The organism is Ruegeria sp. YTSA144 (assembly GCF_059610125.1).
Genome location: NZ_JBXWNA010000012.1, coordinates 39,114 through 55,661 on the forward strand (window position 1 = coordinate 39,114; position 16,548 = coordinate 55,661).

12 protein-coding genes and 1 pseudogene are annotated in these 16,548 nt (G+C 57.6%); 5 read left to right on the plus strand and 8 right to left on the minus strand.

The window, feature by feature from the left end:
- Position 1: 1 nt before the first annotated feature.
- Positions 2–1,753 carry a glycosyltransferase family 39 protein gene (locus AC2FF8_RS18710; RefSeq protein WP_496874016.1) on the minus strand — a complete coding sequence of 584 codons (1,752 nt, stop codon included), beginning with the start codon at positions 1,751–1,753 and terminating at the stop codon, positions 2–4.
- A 380-nt stretch (positions 1,754–2,133) separates the two neighbouring features.
- Between AC2FF8_RS18710 and AC2FF8_RS18715 the strand changes: the two genes are divergently transcribed.
- Positions 2,134–3,855 (plus strand): glycosyltransferase family 39 protein, encoded by a 1,722-nt coding sequence (locus tag AC2FF8_RS18715; protein ID WP_496874015.1) that lies wholly within the window; start codon positions 2,134–2,136, stop codon positions 3,853–3,855.
- Position 3,856: 1 nt separating this feature from the next.
- Positions 3,857–5,761, plus strand: coding sequence for an asparagine synthase (glutamine-hydrolyzing) (gene asnB, locus AC2FF8_RS18720; protein ID WP_496874014.1), 1,905 nt, complete (start codon positions 3,857–3,859; stop codon positions 5,759–5,761).
- Here asnB and AC2FF8_RS18725 read toward each other — a convergent pair.
- Positions 5,758–6,162, minus strand: a complete 405-nt coding sequence (locus AC2FF8_RS18725) for a GtrA family protein (protein WP_496874013.1) — start codon at positions 6,160–6,162, stop codon at positions 5,758–5,760. The two genes, asnB and AC2FF8_RS18725, sit on opposite strands and share 4 nt — an antisense overlap.
- A 286-nt stretch (positions 6,163–6,448) precedes the next feature.
- Here AC2FF8_RS18725 and AC2FF8_RS18730 point away from each other — a divergent pair.
- Positions 6,449–6,595, plus strand: a pseudogene (locus AC2FF8_RS18730) (IS5/IS1182 family transposase); the annotation flags it as partial.
- Positions 6,596–6,729: 134 nt separating this feature from the next.
- Here AC2FF8_RS18730 and AC2FF8_RS18735 read toward each other — a convergent pair.
- Positions 6,730–7,889 (minus strand): IS3 family transposase gene (locus AC2FF8_RS18735; RefSeq protein WP_496874012.1). Its coding sequence is split into 2 segments (ribosomal slippage): positions 6,730–7,640 and positions 7,640–7,889, totalling 1,161 coding nucleotides; the frame shifts between segments, so codons are not numbered across the junction.
- A 338-nt stretch (positions 7,890–8,227) separates the two neighbouring features.
- Between AC2FF8_RS18735 and AC2FF8_RS18740 the strand changes: the two genes are divergently transcribed.
- Positions 8,228–9,283 (plus strand): tyrosine-type recombinase/integrase, encoded by a 1,056-nt coding sequence (locus AC2FF8_RS18740; protein WP_496874011.1) that lies wholly within the window; start codon positions 8,228–8,230, stop codon positions 9,281–9,283.
- Positions 9,284–9,311: 28 nt separating this feature from the next.
- Here AC2FF8_RS18740 and AC2FF8_RS18745 read toward each other — a convergent pair whose 3' ends face one another.
- Together AC2FF8_RS18745 and AC2FF8_RS18750 are read right to left on the minus strand one after the other, a co-directional pair.
- Positions 9,312–10,328 (minus strand): ParB/RepB/Spo0J family partition protein, encoded by a 1,017-nt coding sequence (locus AC2FF8_RS18745; RefSeq protein WP_496874010.1) that lies wholly within the window; start codon positions 10,326–10,328, stop codon positions 9,312–9,314.
- Positions 10,329–10,405: 77 nt separating this feature from the next.
- Complete coding sequence (locus tag AC2FF8_RS18750) at positions 10,406–11,833, minus strand: AAA family ATPase (RefSeq protein WP_170346937.1); 1,428 nt, start codon at positions 11,831–11,833, stop codon at positions 10,406–10,408.
- A gap of 386 nt (positions 11,834–12,219) precedes the next feature.
- On the opposite strand from AC2FF8_RS18750, the gene AC2FF8_RS18755 reads away from it, so the two are divergent.
- The gene (locus AC2FF8_RS18755) at positions 12,220–13,227 is read left to right on the plus strand and encodes a replication initiator protein A (protein WP_171364598.1); all 1,008 of its coding nucleotides are present in this window, start codon (positions 12,220–12,222) and stop codon (positions 13,225–13,227) included.
- Positions 13,228–13,285: 58 nt separating this feature from the next.
- On the opposite strand, the gene AC2FF8_RS18760 is transcribed toward AC2FF8_RS18755, so the two are convergent.
- The 3 genes from AC2FF8_RS18760 to AC2FF8_RS18770 form a co-directional block, all read right to left on the minus strand.
- The gene (locus AC2FF8_RS18760) at positions 13,286–13,489 is read right to left on the minus strand and encodes a hypothetical protein (RefSeq protein WP_480686319.1); all 204 of its coding nucleotides are present in this window, start codon (positions 13,487–13,489) and stop codon (positions 13,286–13,288) included.
- Positions 13,490–13,883: 394 nt separating this feature from the next.
- Positions 13,884–15,254, minus strand: coding sequence for a nucleotide sugar dehydrogenase (locus AC2FF8_RS18765; RefSeq protein ID WP_170347069.1), 1,371 nt, complete (start codon positions 15,252–15,254; stop codon positions 13,884–13,886).
- Positions 15,255–15,417: 163 nt separating this feature from the next.
- Complete coding sequence (locus AC2FF8_RS18770; RefSeq protein WP_496874009.1) at positions 15,418–16,509, minus strand: NAD-dependent epimerase/dehydratase family protein; 1,092 nt, start codon at positions 16,507–16,509, stop codon at positions 15,418–15,420.
- Between the last annotated feature and the right edge of the window lie 39 nt (positions 16,510–16,548).

A 16,548-nucleotide genomic window follows, 5' to 3' on the forward strand; every position in this document is an offset into this window, starting at 1 on the left:
ATCAAGGCCCGGTATCAGGTTCGAAAAGCTCGGCGCTGGCCCGCAAACGTTCAATTTTCAAAGTACGTTCATAATTCTGCAGAGCTTCCCGCCGTGCATCGGTGATGACAAGGTCTCCTTCGTGAGGCCACGTGATCAGCCAGACGCGGGATGTGGGGTTGGTGTGCAAAGATGTATCGTATTCGGAGACGACGAAATTCGCATCATTGATGTAGTAAAACAGCGGCGTATCGATCCAATCCCGGTCCCTCAGAAAAACCAGATCATCGGGCAGCATTTCAGGTAGCATGGCCTTCACAATTCCCTGATAGTCATTGGGAGAGCCCGGCTTACCAGCGGCGTAAGGTATGCTGGCCGCAAACACCAAAACGCACAGGCCAATCGAGGCCAGCCTGAAACGGTGGTCCTGAAATACCCGAACTGCACCGGCCGCGCAAAGGATCAGCAAATAAGGCACGAAAAGCAGAAAGGCCCTGGGGGCCAGGATGGAAACTTTGTAGGACGCTGCAAACAGGATCAGCGGCGAGACAACCGCAACAAGCCACAAAAGCAATGTCCGTTCCTGAGGATAGTGCAGTGTGTTTGAGGGCAGCTTGGGCACAACCGCGCCCCACATGGTGCCCAGAACAGGAATGAGCAGCGCCAGAAAAGGTAAAACAGACATCGCCATCAGCGCTTCGCTCCTGCGATGGGCGATTGAGCCGAGCCAGAACATGAAGCAGGCCGAACAACCCGCTGCCAGCCCCAAAACCCATATCGGGATCTTACGCTCTGGAACCACCACCGGCGCTTCGCGTTTGGGGGCTTTCAGGCTGGCCGCCAAAAGCAGCAGGGCAAAACCCAGAACAAACCAGGTCCAGACCGGCCCGATCTGCAGCGGCGGGACTGCAAAATCGTCTTTTGCAAACAGAAATCCAAAAGAGAAATACTCGATCAGAAAGTCAGGAGAAGGATCAGGAGCCGCTCCTTTACGCGCCCGATAAACCGCATGGGTCAGTGCCGGGGCGGACAGGATAAAGGCAAGCGCCTGCACCTGAAATAGCCGAGGGGCCTGCCGCAAACCGGTCCGGCGCCAAAACCGCAGGCCATCCACGTTTGTCCGGGGCAAGACCAGAGCCGCCCAGAACACATGGATCATGATAAGGGGCCAGAACAGCTCAACCGTCAGAACCCCCGCCATAACCGAAAGGACATAAGCGATCTCAAGGCCCGGGCGCGGTTCGCGCGTTCTGACAAGACACAGTAAAAACCAGGTCGCCAGCAATGACAGGAAGGCCCCAGCGACATACATGCGGGCCATCTGGCTCCAGAACACATGAAACCCATGAAGCGACAACAGCAGCGCGGCCAGGCATCCCACAGTCGATCCAAAGATATTGCGGGCGATCAGAAAAATCAGTGGAATCGAGCCTAAAGCGAACAAAACTCCTGGGAATCGCACGGCAAAATGGGACGTGCCGAACGCTTTGGTCCAGCCCAGCATGGACACATACCAGCCCATGGGATGCGGTTCATCGTGGAAATGCCACCAGATGGTTTCAGCCAGGTTATGGCGCGGCGGCGGTTCGGATATACCGGAAACCAGATCGATGCCAGGGACATAGATTTCCGGATGGGACATACTGCGCAGATCAATTCCCCAGAGCCGCAATATCAGCGTCAGCAAAACCGCAACCGTCAAGGCAAGCAGGACGGCACCTGTGCGATACTCGCGTCTGTTGGGAAAAACAGAACCTTTTTCGGATGTCGTCATGAAATTCTTGTCTCTTACTGCGCGTTATAACCGCCGGAGGAACACAATCGTCCCGGTAGAAATGTCGAGGTCTCGTCACGAGATAAACCAGCTTTTAGTTCACCACGATGCGACCAAAACAGTCAATTCGGGCTAAGTTTGTTTCATAGCTCTCTCGACCGAGATGTACTTGCACCGGATTGAAACATTATTACACATAGCTAGAAATTGTTTCGTTAAACTGCGATCATCAGCAGAATAAGTTTCTGATGATCCAAAAATTGATATGAGTGATAAGAAATGTAATCTCTGTCGTATTCCCGGCACAGGTAGAGCCGGTTTTGCAAAATTCCGCAGGGCGCTTAGGACATAAACGTTAATGGTATCGAGTACATAGTTGGATGGGCAGGCTTTCTTTTGGCGCTTTGGCGGGAGTGACGAGTGCTATTTTAGGGCTGCTTTTGCCAGTCGGTCTGTTCACCCGGGTGTTGCGCGGCGCCGATGCGGCAGCCGATCCGGCCTTTACCCAAGGGGTTTGGCTGTTCAAGGCCGGTCTCATCATCATAGGGGCATATCTTCTTTTACTGCGGCTACTGCCGATTGGCCGTCCGCTATCTCCACAGCGCCCCGAGGTTTCTCCCGCTAGCCCGGTCCAGACACTGATCTTTGGTCTTCTGCTGATTTGCGCCGCAGCTTTACGGTTTTACCGACTTGATACCGGCATCTGGTATGATGAAATCCTGACATCCGTAAATTACATGCCCCTCACAATCGGGCAGATCGTCAGCACCTATCACGATGCCAACAACCATGTCCTGTTTTCGGTGCTGGCACGCCTGTCTTTGTCAATCTTCGGTGACAGTGTCTGGGCCTTGAGATTGCCTGCGGTCGGTTTTGGTATTGCCGGCATTGCCGCTATTTACTTTTTTGCCCGTCGCGTCGGCCCGACTCGTGAGGCTCTGTTTGCGGCGGCACTACTGGCGTTTTCCTATCACCACATCTGGTTCAGCCAGAATGCACGTGGTTACACCGCATTACTGTTCTTTGCCCTGCTTTCCAGCACCTGGTTTCTGGACGCCATGCGCCAGGGGAGCCCCCGCAAATGGGGACTGTATTGCCTCGCCGTCGTCCTGGGGGCGTATGCGCACCCCACCATGGGGCTGATGGTGCTTGCGCATTTTGCAATCTGGAGCGCGGCCTGGTTCCGGCAAAATGAAGACGACAAGCGCTACCGCTGGAACGGATTGTTTTGTGGTTTCATCCCGGTAGGTCTGTTCACGTTTCAGGTCTATGCGCTGGTCCTGCCCAGCATGGTTGGCGGTGCGCTGCTGAATTCCGGACTGAAGGGAAAGGAGAATGAGTGGACCAACCCCTTGTGGGCGCTGGCGGAATTGTTCAGCAGCCTGCAGATCGGGCTGGCCAGTGCCGGCGTCGTTATGGCTGCAGGTCTTGTCTTTGCGATCGGCGTTATCAGCTTTGTCCGAACGCGACCAGCCGTTGTGGCGTTGTTTCTGATCCCGGTTGGGGTCGGGTTCATGGTGATGACCAGCATCGGGTATACTCTGTTTCCACGGTTTTTCTTTTTCAACTTTGGATTTGCAATCCTCATTGTGATCCGCGGGGCCTTTGTGACTGGCCAGCTGGCGGCGCACGTAGCGCGATTGCCCGCACCGGCCACGAAATGGCTGCCGACGCTGTTGTGCTCCGGTATCTTGGCCGTATCTCTCCTGTCCCTCCGGCACGTGTATCTGCCAAAGCAGGATTTCGAGGGCGCCATCAATCTGATTGAACGCAGCCGTCAGCCCGAAGACACGGTGCTTGCTGTCGGGATCGCAGGATTTCCGTTCAATGAGTACTATGGCAAGGGATGGAATGTCATCGAAACAACCGATGACCTGGACCGTCTCGCCTCGCGTTCCGGCAGAACCTGGCTTGTCTATACGATGCCTGTACACGCCCGAACCACATATCCAGGGATACTGGAAAGGATCAAAAAAGAATATTCTGCGGCTGCACGGTTCCGGGGATCGCTGGGAGGTGGGGACGTTGTGGTCCACCTTGAAGAGCCCTCCAAAACACCCGGCACAGAGAATGGCGCAGATACTGTGAAGGATAACGATTGATATGTGCGGAATATGCGGAATCCTGCGGGTCGACCCGACGGCCGATCAACCCGAAGAAGGGCTGATCACAGAAATGGCGACAACATTGGCCCATCGTGGACCCAATGATGATGGCACTTGGCTGAATGAAGATGTTGCGCTGGGTTTCCGGCGCCTCTCGGTGATCGACTTGTCTTATGCCGGCCACCAGCCAATGACCAACGAAGACGGCACTGTGGTGATCGTCTTCAATGGCGAAATCTACAACTTTCAGGAGTTGAAAGAGAAACACTGCCTTGAAGAGCGCGGTCATGTATTCAAATCGCGCACGGATACCGAGGTCCTGATTCACCTTTACGAGGAGATTGGCCTCGACATGATCCCGGAACTCAACGGGATGTTTGCAATTGCGATTTGGGATACCCGCAGCAGGTCATTGCATCTGGCGCGCGACCGCTATGGGATCAAACCATTCTTCTACCAGAAAGATAATGACTATTTCCGGTTTGGCTCCGAGATCAAGGCGATCATCGCCGATAGCCGGGTTGTGCGGAAACCATCGATGCAAGCCCTGCATGATTTTCTGACCTTCAACTACATCCCGGGAACCCAGACAGCCTTTGACGGTATTTCCGAAATACCGCCGGGGCATCACATGACTGTCACCCGTGACGGCGCAATCTCGATACGGCGGTACTGGGATCTGAACTTCCATGTCGATCCCGGTATGACCGAAGCACAGGTGATTCAAAAGTCTTATGAACTCATGGACAAGGCTTTGCAGCGCCGTCTGGTCGCGGATGTTCCGATTGGCGTATTCCTGTCGGGAGGGCTGGATTCCAGTACCCTGGTCGCACTCATGCACAAACATGTGGATGAGCCTATCCACACCTATTCCGTCGGCTTCGAAGATCAGAGCTTCAATGAGCTGCCCTATGCCCGAATTGTGGCCGAAAAGTTCAACACCAAGCATCGTGAAGTAACCGTCACCGCCGATATGGTGCGGGACATGCTACCAAAATACCTGAGCTTCACCGATGAGCCATATGGCGACGGGTCTGCAATACCGACGTATTTCATCAGCGAACTGGCCAAGGATGAGGTGGTTGTCGTTCTATCAGGCGAAGGCGGCGACGAAGTCTTCGCCGGCTATGACACCCATGCGGCTTACAACATGTATAAACAGGCCCGAAAGATACCCGGGTTCATTCGGAATGGCGTGGTGAAACCGCTGGTGAACTGTTTGCCCGTGTCAGACAAGAAGCTCAGCTTCGAATTCAAGGCCAAGCGGTTTCTGGGCGGGCTGGACCTGCCCCCTGAAGAAGCCCATCTTTGGTGGCGGATTGTCCTGGGCGAAGCTGAAAAACTGGACCTTTACGCAGATGGTGTGGCCGAAACCGAGACCTTGCAGCCTTCAGTGCGGCATTTTCAGGCGGCCTACGAACATTGCGGTGCGGAAGAGACCCTGTCACGTCTGATGTATATCGATTCAACCATCTTCCTGCCCGACGATCTGATGATCAAGAATGACCGGATGACCATGGCGCATTCTCTTGAGGCCCGGGTGCCCTTTACCGACCCGGAGCTGACCGGGTTCATGGCCACAGTCCCCTCACATCTGAAAATGAAGAACCGGCGCAAGAAGCATCTTATGCGGCGTGCAATGGAAAACGATCTGCCCGACAGCATTCTCAACAAAAAGAAGGTCGGGCTTGAAATGCCCTATTCCCGCTGGCTCAAGACCGAGCTCAAGGATCTGATGATGCGTTATCTCGGACCCGAGAATATTCAGCGTACGGGCCTGTTTCGGGTTCAGGCGGTGCAAACACTGATCAACGACCATCTGAGCGGAAAACGGGACAATGGCCGCCCGCTCTGGGGTCTTTTGAACTACATGATGTGGTACGAGCTTTACATCGATGCCTAATCCGGTTTGCGAAACACCCAGAGTGTCGAAATCACATAGCTGGTGACAAAAGATGCCCCGATCGCAATCAGAAGGATGAACCAGAACGGCAGGGTTGTCACATATCCCAGAGCCGCCACCACAGCGAGGCGGGCCAGCAAAGATGACAGAACCGCCATCAGATATTTGCCATATCCCTGGAGCGAGATTGTGCCTTTGTCGGTATGCTCATAGCTGAAGATATTATGCCCGCAGTAATTGACAAATGAGCCCAGCACAAAGCCGCATATTGAGGCAAAAACATAAGGGGCTGCAAAAGTCAGAACAAGCAACAGCGCCAACAGGTAATCCGCAATCGTACCCAGAACGCTGATACTGAGAAACCTGAGGAGCAGGCGCTTGTCTTTGAGCTTTGAAATCATGGTTTTAAAGCTTCAAAATGGTCATTGGCTGAATGATAACGGGGCAAAATGGTTTCCGTTTAAATAACTATCAAGAACAAAGTTAATCCGATGGAAATCTGAGAACAATGTATTGCTCAAATCTCCCTCGTTTAGCTCTTAGGACGTATGGCAGGATAAGGTGGTTGTGTTACAAAATAAAAGCCTAACTCACTATCTGGCTTTAAACAGAGCCTTTGTGCTTGCAAACGAAACACTCACCCCTTCAGAGCCGGTACGTGTCATAAATCCAAGCGACCCATGCTTTGAAAGCAAGATGAACTGCATCAAGCTCCTCGGCCAATCCCTGATGTCGAGAGACTTCAACCGGCAGGTCGCAGAACTTTAGGTTCGGATCGCGGGGCTCAACCGCTACACTGCTCTTGGCTTACCCGTCACAGAGCCCGAAGGTTAAGTCTGTCTGGGGACGGGGTAAATCCGCTCAACCCCTGATTTGTGCAACAAGGCCCCTGGGGGGTGAACTATTTTCTGGCTCTTTGCGTAATTATCTTAATGGTTCCGGTGACCTGCCCCCCGAGGCTCCCTCATTCATAACGAGAGTCTGCGGGTCTGGTTTTCATATTCTCCGTGGTCTGATTGGGCAAGCGCGCCGGGCGCGGAGTCCTCAAATTGCTCAAGCGTCCGGCGCGCTTCTGCGGGTGTTTGGTTGCCGAGCGATGAGTGCGGCCTGACGTTGTTGTAATCGTAGCGCCACAGGGCGAGCTTCCGTCGGGCCTCGTCCAGGCTGTCGAACATCTCTTCGTTCAAAAGCTCGTCGCGGAGACTGCCGTTGAATGACTCGATGAAGGCATTCTGCTGGGGCTTGCCCGGATCGATGTAGTGCCAATCCACGCCGTTCTCGTTCGCCCATTTCAAGATTGCCCGGCTGGTGAACTCGGTCCCGTTGTCGCTGACAATGCTGGCCGGTCTGCCATAGACCCGGACAAGCGCATCCAGTTCCCGCGCGACTCTGGCCCCTGAGATGCTCGTGTCGGCCATCAGGCACAGGTTCTCGCGGCAGCAATCATCGTTTACCGCCAGAATGCGGAACCGACGGGACGCCCCGAACGTGTCTGACAGGAAGTCCAACGACCAACGTTCGCCCGGTCTCAGCGCCACCGGCATTGGTGTCCGCGATCCCCGTGCCCGTTTGCGGCCCCGTCGTCGCCTGACACCCAGCTTCTCATCCGTGTAAAGCCGATAGAGCTTCTTGTGGTTCATGATCATCCCCTTGCGTTCCAGCATCACGCCAATCCGCCGATAGCCGAACCGGCGGCGCTTGGCAGCGACGGCCTTCATCTCCTTGCGTATCTCGGGATTGTCCGGCGGGCGTTCACGCCGGACCGTCTTCGGATCGACACCGACAAGTCGGCAGGCCCGGCGTTGCGAGATGTCATGATCCCGCATCGCCCTGAGCGCTGCCTCTCGCCGCTCATTCGGCGTCGTCAGTTCTTTCCCAAAAGATCCTTCAGCACCACGTTGTCCAGCATGGCGTCGGCCAGCAGCCGCTTGAGCTTGGCATTCTCGTCCTCCATCGCTCTCAGCTTCGCGACGTCAGACACCTCCATGCCGCCATACTTCGATTTGTATTTGTAGAACGTGCCCTGGCTGAGACCGTGCTTGCGGCACACCTCCGCAGTCGGCATCCCGGCTTCCTGTTCTTTGATCATCCCAATGATCTGGGCTTCCGTGAAACGGCTCTTTCGCATTCGCTTGCTCCTTCAAAAGGTTGAGCAAACTCTACATCAGAAAGAGGGAAGTTTCGGGGGGCAGGTCACCGGCAATCACGTATCTGACATCCCGTCGATGGGTTTTCGCCAAGCCATCTTCATGAAGCAGGTTTTGGATACCCCGCTTGTTACAGCGCCTAAGACCTTAGATTCAGAATTATTTAGGCTTTAATATTGAGGCTTAAATCAAGTAAAACGCAAAAAGTTCCGAAAACGACGCCTACCGCTTTTTCTGATTTATTGACTATTCACTTCCGATAAGTATCGCTTATCATGTTTGTTTGATTTTTCCGCGAAATACACGCAGAGTGGCTGCCATGAAGCCCCCTGCCCCCTATCTCCCTTCCGCCTCCCCTGCCCTGTCGCAGGCAGATCAGGAGGCGCTGACCGATCTTTATATCCGCGGCACCCCCGCCAACACGCTGCGGGCCTATGAACGTGATCTGCTCTACATAACCGCTTGGAAGGCTGCACGGTTTGAAGCTGTACTGGACTGGCCAGAATCCGAGGAAACCGCCCTCGCCTTCATTCTCGATCACGCCCGCGATCTCAGCGTTGCACCAGAGGCGGACATCGCGCGTCAAACGGCAGAAGCGCTCATCCTGCAAGGCCTGCGAAAATCCCTCGCCTGCCCGGCGCCATCGACGCTGGACCGGCGCATCGCCTCCTGGCTGACCTTCCACCGAATGAAGAATCTCGCCAGCCCCTTTGGCGCGCCTCAGTTCAAACAGGCCCGGGCCAAAGCGCGTCGGGCGGCGGCCCGCCCGCCTACCCCAAAGTCGCAGCACCCGATCACCCGAGATGTGCTGGAACAGCTACTCGCGACCTGTCGCGGCTCCCGTCGCGACTGCCGCGACCGGGCGATCCTGATGCTGGGCTGGGCCTCGGGCGGCCGCCGACGGTCCGAGATCTCCGGGTTGATGCGCGAGGATGTCAGCCTCAAGGAGTTTGAGAAATCAGGAGTGGTCTGGATCTCGCTGCTGGAAACCAAGACCACAGCTAAGGGCGAGACGCCGCGCTTGATCCTAAAGGGCCGCGCCGCGCAGGCGCTGGTGCATTGGATCGAGGTTGGTGAGATTGCTGACGGACCGCTGTTCCGTCCCATCTCCAAGGCGGACCGGGTGCTGAAACGCCGCCTGACCCCGGATGCGATCTATCAGATCGTGAAACATCGCCTCAGGCTGGCCGGATTGCCCGAGGGGTTTGCCTCACCACACGGGTTGCGGTCTGGCTTTCTGACCCAGGCCGCGCTGGACGGTGCGCCGATCCAGGCCGCCATGCGCCTGTCGCTGCACCGCTCAATGGCGCAGGCGCAGAAGTATTATGATGACGTAGATATTGCGGAAAACCCGGCAACGGATCTGCTGGGGTGATGGAAGAATCTGTTTCGCGCGCGAAACATCATGTACCGCGCGCGTGCAACCAGGCTTTCAACTCCGCAAGAAATGTCTCGGACATTCCCTCGCCGGACAGGGTGACCTGTGCACCGTTTCGACTCTGTTTCAACTGAATGCCGCCGAATGTCTCTTTCAGGGGGGTCTTGGCAGCAGGTGGGTTTTTCCCATTCGACCCCAGGCCGCTCACTGCACGGGTCAAAGCGGAAATCTCGGCCTCCCCGCTCTGAGGTGCGGCCTTCCGCAGAGCGGTGGTGATCAAGGAAGCGGCTTTTGCCTCCTCCTTCAGAACTTTCGCAATCGACAGCCCCAACCGTTCAGGAATCGCCGAAGGGAACTGCAAATGGTCATCCAGGGCGTGATAGATCGCGATGAACGAGCCGATCTTAGATCTCTTCGCCCGGCTGGCCGACGCGAAAAGCCCACGCAGAGCGGCCGCCTCATCCGGGTAAACGCCCTGCTCTGCCGCGCGCGCCACAATCCGGGCACGCTCGTAATAGCTCAGCCCGACGCGGATCTCGTTTTCCTCGACCATGGCTACGTAAGCATCCGAAGCACTCTGTGGCTGTCTGAGGAACGCGCGTACGGTTTCAAAGCGGGCCTCACCCGTCTCCTGCGCCAGCGCCCGCAGCGCTGTCAGGCGCCGCCAGCCCGAGATCAACCCGTAACGCCCGCCCTCCAGTTCCACGACCTCGATCGGGGTCTGCTGCCCGCGGGTCTTCAGGCTTTCCCTCAGCGCCTCCATGTCCGCGTCATCTGCCGCCATGCGGTCACGCACCAGATAGGTTTCTTCGATGACGTCCAACGGCAGATCCTGCACCAAGCGCCCTTCGGCCCGCGCGGCACGCAATTCTCCGGACAGCTCTTCCAGCGCCGCCTGAGCCGCCGTGGCCCCGGCCACCTGCGCGACCGGCGGCGCGGCGCGGGGTGTATCTGCGGGAAACATGGGGTTCAGCCCAGGGGCAGGGCGGTTGTCTTCCAGATAATCCGGCCGGGCAGGGGTCAGTCGTTTGCGTTTTGCCATTGGTTTCTCCTTTTCCTGCGCGGATCAGACTCTGTTTCGGGACATGGCAGGCGTGTTTCGCGCGCGAAACATCGCGCTCAGAGCGACAATTCCGGTGTTCCCGCCTCTTCGGCCTGCCGGGCCCGTTCTTCGCCCCGCCAGACGCCGATCAGCAGCTTCTTGAACGAGGCATAGGTGGCATCAAAGGTTTCCCGCCCGCGCACATAGGTCTCGCGGTTGAAATCGCGGTAATCGGCCTCGTAGATACCGTTGACCTGTTCCCCGGCCTGACCGATCAGCGCCGTGTAGCCCTGCCAGTGCGGCGACAAGGTCCGGCCCAGATAGGCCTGCATCAGCCCGGCCAGTTCCGCCTGCTGGCTGCCGTCATAGCGGGTGATGATCGTGCGCACCGCATCCCACTGAAACGCCATCTCGGGTCGCCCCAGGGCGCGCGCGGCCATGTTCTCGCCATCCTCGATGGACTGGAAGGTGGAATGCAGCATGTCAAAGAACCGCCCCGTGGAGTCGAACTCCAGGAACGAGGCCCCCATGGGCACCAGAAGGATATCCGATGCGGCCAGCCCGTTGATCGTCAGATAGCCAAGGGCAGGGGGGGTATCGATGAAAATGATATCGTAATCGTCCAGCACCCCATCTTCGTCCAGCGTGTCGGTCAGCGCATCCCACAGCTTCCAGCTGCGGCCCTGCATCCGCCAGACGGGGATCTGGAATTCCGCCCAGTAGAGGTTCAGCTGAGCTCCGATCAGATCGATATTCGGCCAGTGGGTGGTTTGGATCAGATCGCTGCTGCGGGTCTTCAGCGCCTCGGACAAGGTGTCGTCGATCGGATGCGGGGCCTCACCCCGGTCAAGACGCCCCTGATTGTCGCGGCGCAGATGGGTGGCGTAATGACGGGCGAGCAAGGGGAACACCGTCTGCCATTCATCGCTCACCTTGCCGCCGAAGATCGATGTCATCGAACCCTGGCTGTCCAGGTCGATGACCAGAACCTTGTAGCCGTCCAGAGCCGCCGACATGGCCAGATGGGCGCAGGTCGAGGTTTTGCCGACGCCACCCTTGAAATTCGCTACCGAGACGATCTTGGCGGGCAGACCCTCGGGTCGGTAGGGACGGTATTCTTTTGCCTTGGATCCTTCCGAGGCGAAATGCGCCCGCAGCCGCAGAACTTCATCCAGCGTGAACCACTTCGCGCCGCCCTCGGTTTCGGACTGTCCCTGGGGCAAATCCGGATTGCCTTTCAGGACCCGGCGAAAATGGGCTGGTGCCACAGGGATCAGATATTTGGTGATTTCCCAGGTTGAAAACAGGCGCAGCTTTTTCTGACCGTTTTCTTCCAGCCCCCGGTTTGCCAGGTCGCTACGACCCCGTGCACAGGCATCCGCGATCTGTGAGAACTCATGTGTTCCGGTTGGATCACCCAGTTCAGCATAGGCCAGATCCGGATCGATATTGAAATACGGGGGAAGCCCCTCGGACGTTGCTGCTCGCATTGAAATACTGCCCATGTGCTATGTTTTCGCCAATATACCACAAAAGGACGCATGTGAAAGCATTATGAGCACAAAACCGGATTTTCTAAGCAAGATTAAGGGGTAGAAACCCTTCGAGACGCTGCTTTTGAGCGTACAGCAAAAAAATGTTCCGTTAGAATCCTGTTATCTTATTAGTTACGGGTCAATTCGAGTTTTCTTAAGTATAAGAAAAAAAAGAGGTTTTTGTATTTCTTGCAGATCATACTGAATCTGATCCCACGATAGAGTGACTCTGATCCCACGTTGCAGTGACTCTGAACCCACGTTCCGGCGGCTTTACGCATCCTGTGGATAACTCTACGGTGAGCGTCAATAAAACCACGAACAAAGATTCGGGCAGGACATATGGGCAGGGCAGTATGAGCGGGTCGGGGGCGTTGTTGCCTGACCGGCACCCAACGGGCGATTTTTTTGTATGCGATATCTTCGATGCGCTGCCCAAGACAGATATGGGTTCGATGGAGCATCCTATGTTTTCGCTCTCGACCCGGCCGGATCGGCGGATCCTCAATTACGAACATAACGGGGTCGAGATCACGGTGACGCCTTCGGTGCGCGGTCTGGCGACGATCCACGACAAGGACATCCTGATCTTTTGCATCAGCCAGCTGATGGCGGCGATCAATGCGGGCCGGACGGTCAGCCGAGTGCTGCATCTGAAGGCGCATGATCTGCTGGTGGCCACCAACCGCGAAACCAGCGGTGACGGTTACAAGCGTCTGCGCGAAGCGTTCGAGCGGCTGGCCGGCACAAGGATCACCACCAACATTGTGACGGGTGAAAAGGAAACCACCACCGGGTTCGGCCTGATCGAAAGCTGGGAAATCGTGCGGCACACAAGGGCAGGACGGATGGCCAGCGTCAGCGTGAAACTGTCGGACTGGCTGTTCCGCGCGGTGCTGGCGAAATCGGTGCTGACCCTCAGCCGCGATTACTTCCGCCTGCGCAAACCGCTCGAGCGGCGGATCTATGAGTTGGCGCGCAAACATTGTGGCCGTCAGCCCGAGTGGCGGATCTCGGTCGAGGTGCTGCTGAAGAAATCTGGCTCGGCCTCACCGCGCCGGGTGTTCCGCAAGATGATCCGTGACATGATCGCAGCCGATCACCTGCCCGATTATGAGATGACCGAAGAGCCGGGCGACCTGATCCGGTTCTCGCGCCGGGGTCAGGTGGTCGAGGGGCCGGACAAGCCGATCCTGCCGCCGCAGGCGCTGGAGGAGGCCAGGGCGATGGCGCCGGGCCGCGATGTCTATGCGCTGGAAGCGGATTGGCTGGCTTATTGGGCCGCGTCAGGCCGCCCACAGATCAGAAACCCGCAGCGGGCGTTTCTGGGCTATGTGGCCAAGCGGGTCGCCGGACGGGACTAGGGCATCCCGCTGCGCATTTGCTGATTTGATGGAAGATGTTCCGGTACATTGTAAAGGATCAGCCCGAATAGGCGTGATCCTGTTTCTGTGCCTGTGGTCTGAATGACCGGATGGCGAAGATCACGATGACGGCGGCAAGGATGAATGCCCAACCCGCCAGCATGTAGACTCCTATGACCATCAGGATGGACATGCCGGAGTACAAAGCAAATCCACTGGCTCCCAAGCCAACAAGGACAGCTATTCCGAGAATTCCCATCATGTTATCCGGTCCTCCGGCATTGGTTTTGGCCACGTCAGTTTCCAGAGTGGCCGTGTTTGTGCCACCGGGGTGAGTGCCCGGTATGATTCCGCGCCGGAATCATGGCAAAACTGTGAACCACCTTGGGTTAAAATTTGGTTATTTTTACCTGACGGGGCTTTGCCCCACTACTCGTTCAACACTGCCTGTTTTCAGGCATTGGAATGTTCAGTGTACTATTTAGCAAAATTTTTATGACTGCAATCTCTGCCCGCGCAAACCCTCAGAACATGCAAAGCTCCGCCGATTGGCGCAGTTCCGTGGGGTCATAAGACACCGCAATGGGGGTTCAGATAGAAATAGCGCCGAAAACCAACTGCCTGCCGACCCGCCTTTCTGCGATCTGGTGGGTTGCTCACATCTTGACCAGCCGTCCGTCTGCCACCCTGATCCCCTGCTTTTCAAAAACGTTGCGCGTGTCGAAGACCAGCGCGGCCTCGCGCGCGACTAGACCATAATCCGGGGCGCTGTGATCGGTGATGACGGCCACCGCCGCATAACGTTTCAGATTTTCTGCTGTCAGCGGCTGAGATGTCCGGCCCGCAAGCTGCGGGTATTCGCCACCTTCGGGCAGGCGGGGGAAATACGGGTCGTGATACTCGACCTCGGCCCCAAGCTTTTCCAGTTCGTCCAGCAGCACCAGCGCCGGGCTGCGGCGGGTGTCCTCGACATCACGCTTATAGGCGATGCCCATCAGCAGGATGCGCTGGCCGGTCAGGGGTTGCCCGGTTTCCGCCAGCGCCGAGCCGTTGCGCGCGGCCAGTTCCGCCGCCATCCGTGCCGCCAGCATCGAAGGGACCGCGTCATTGCTGGAGCGGGCCAGATTGATCAGCGGCGTATCAGATCCTGCATCCGCGGCGCGCCAGGCCAGATAGGCCGGAGACACCGGGATGCAGGCCCCACCAATTCCAGGACCGGGATAGAAGGGCATGAAGCCAAACGGCTTGGTCGCCGCCGCCTCGATCACTTCCCAGACATCCACGTCCATTGCTTCAAGCGCGGTCTTCAACTCGTTGACCAGCGCAATATTGACGGTACGGAAGCTGTTTTCGACCAGTTTCACCGCTTCGGCCGTGGCGGCCGAACTGACCGGTACGGCGCTGGTGACGATGGCGCGGTAGAAATCCTCGACCAGTTGCCGCGACAGCGGATCGTCGGCGCCAACCACCTTGGGGATACTGTGCGTGTCGAATTTGTCATTGCCGGGGTCTTCGCGCTCGGGCGAGAAGGCCAGGAAGAAATCGGAACCTGCCCGCAGACCGCCCGCTTCGAGGATCGGCTGAACCAGCGTGGTCGTGGCGCCGGGCCAGACGCTGCTTTCCAGCACCACCATCTGACCGGGGCGCAGATGCTGCGCGATGGTCTGCGCGGCGGCAGCGACAAAGCGCATGTCCGGATCCTGTGCGTCGGTCAGCGGGGTCGGCACGCAGATCAGGATGATATCGGCCTCGGCCAGTGCTGCGGCGTCCTGCGTTGCGCGAAAGCGCCCACTCTCCACCGCCTGTGCGATCCGGTCGGATGCCAGATAGGATATGACCTGATCGCCCTGATTAATCCGCGCCACCCGGTCGGGGTTCAGATCAACGCCGGTGGTATCAAACCCTTCATCATAGGCGGTCAGCGCCAGCGGCAGCCCGACATAGCCAAGCCCAACCACGGCAACCCGCGCATCGCGCGCCGCGATAAGCTGTTTGAGGGACTGATGGTGCGAGGTTTCGTAGTTCATAATCTATCCTGATCGTACAAAGTCACACTGAATTAAAATTAGCTTAGCAGATTGGAAACCTTCTCTCTTCATCGGATAGGACAGATCGGAAACGAAGCCAACTAATTTGTCATTCCCGGCAAAGACCCGGAATGGGTGTTTCCAAAAACAAGGCAGTCTTGAATCAGCGCGCCGATTGTTTTCGCATATGCTCGACCCATTCATCGAAGAAAACACGAGGCACATACCCGATCTGATCCTGTGCATGTCGGGTTGAAACCTCTGGCAGGCCGGCAAAAAGCCTGCGCCCGGCCATGTCAGGCATCACGGGCCGGGGGTTCGCCAGCCGGGCCTGAACGGACCGTACCCAGTCTGCGGTGGCCTCGACCCGGCGGCGCCCGACAAGGTGGCGCAGATGCGCGCTGAGCTGCCCCGCCAGAGAGGGGCCTGCGGGCGCACTGTCATTGGGCGGCGGGGGCGGGGCCGGGTTTGCAACCGGATCAATCCGAACCTCTCCGCATCCGGCAAGGCGGGCATAGCCTTCGAAAAACGCCTTCCACCCCAGCGTGTCCGGCCCGCTGATCAGGTATCGCTCGACCCCGGCCCGGGGCGATGAGGCCGCGCGCAGGGCGGCCTGCACCACGTCATCGACATGCACGGCCGGGCATTGTCCGGGCGGGTCGGGCAGGATGATGCCGCCCCGGCGCATCATCGCCAATGGCCCGTTGGTCCAGAGCGCGCTGCCGGGGCCGTAGACGATGGTTGGCTGCAAGATGGCGGCGTCGCATTTCCCCTGCAACAGTCTCTGTTCCATCGCAATTTTGGAACCGCGATAGCTTTGCACATCTTCCGGCGTGATCGGGTTGCGCTCGGTGATCGGCCCGTTTGGCCAGCTGTCATAGACCACGGCGGAACTCAGATGCACGATGTGTTTGCAGGACCCGTCTTCAGCGGCTTTGACAAGCGCGTCGAAGGCTGCAAGGTTTTCCGCGCCGGAGGCCCGGAAATCGTAAGCCAGATGAAACAGAGCCGCCGCGCCGTCCAGCGCCTGCGTCAGAGCCGGGCCGGGGTGCAGCGGGCAAACCAGTGCCTTTGCTCCGGCCTGTTCCAACGCGGCAGCCCCGTGGCGCGTGCGCAGCAAGGCGGTCACATCACATTCCAGTTTCAGCAGCGCATCGATCAGGCGCCGGCCAATAAAGCCGGTCGCGCCGGTCACGACCACGCGCTGGCCTGCAAGCCCGTCGCCGGGGCGGGGGTCTACGTGTTTTTCGGTCATGTCCGCAGGTTCAACATTCTTAATGCGTTGTGCAACAAT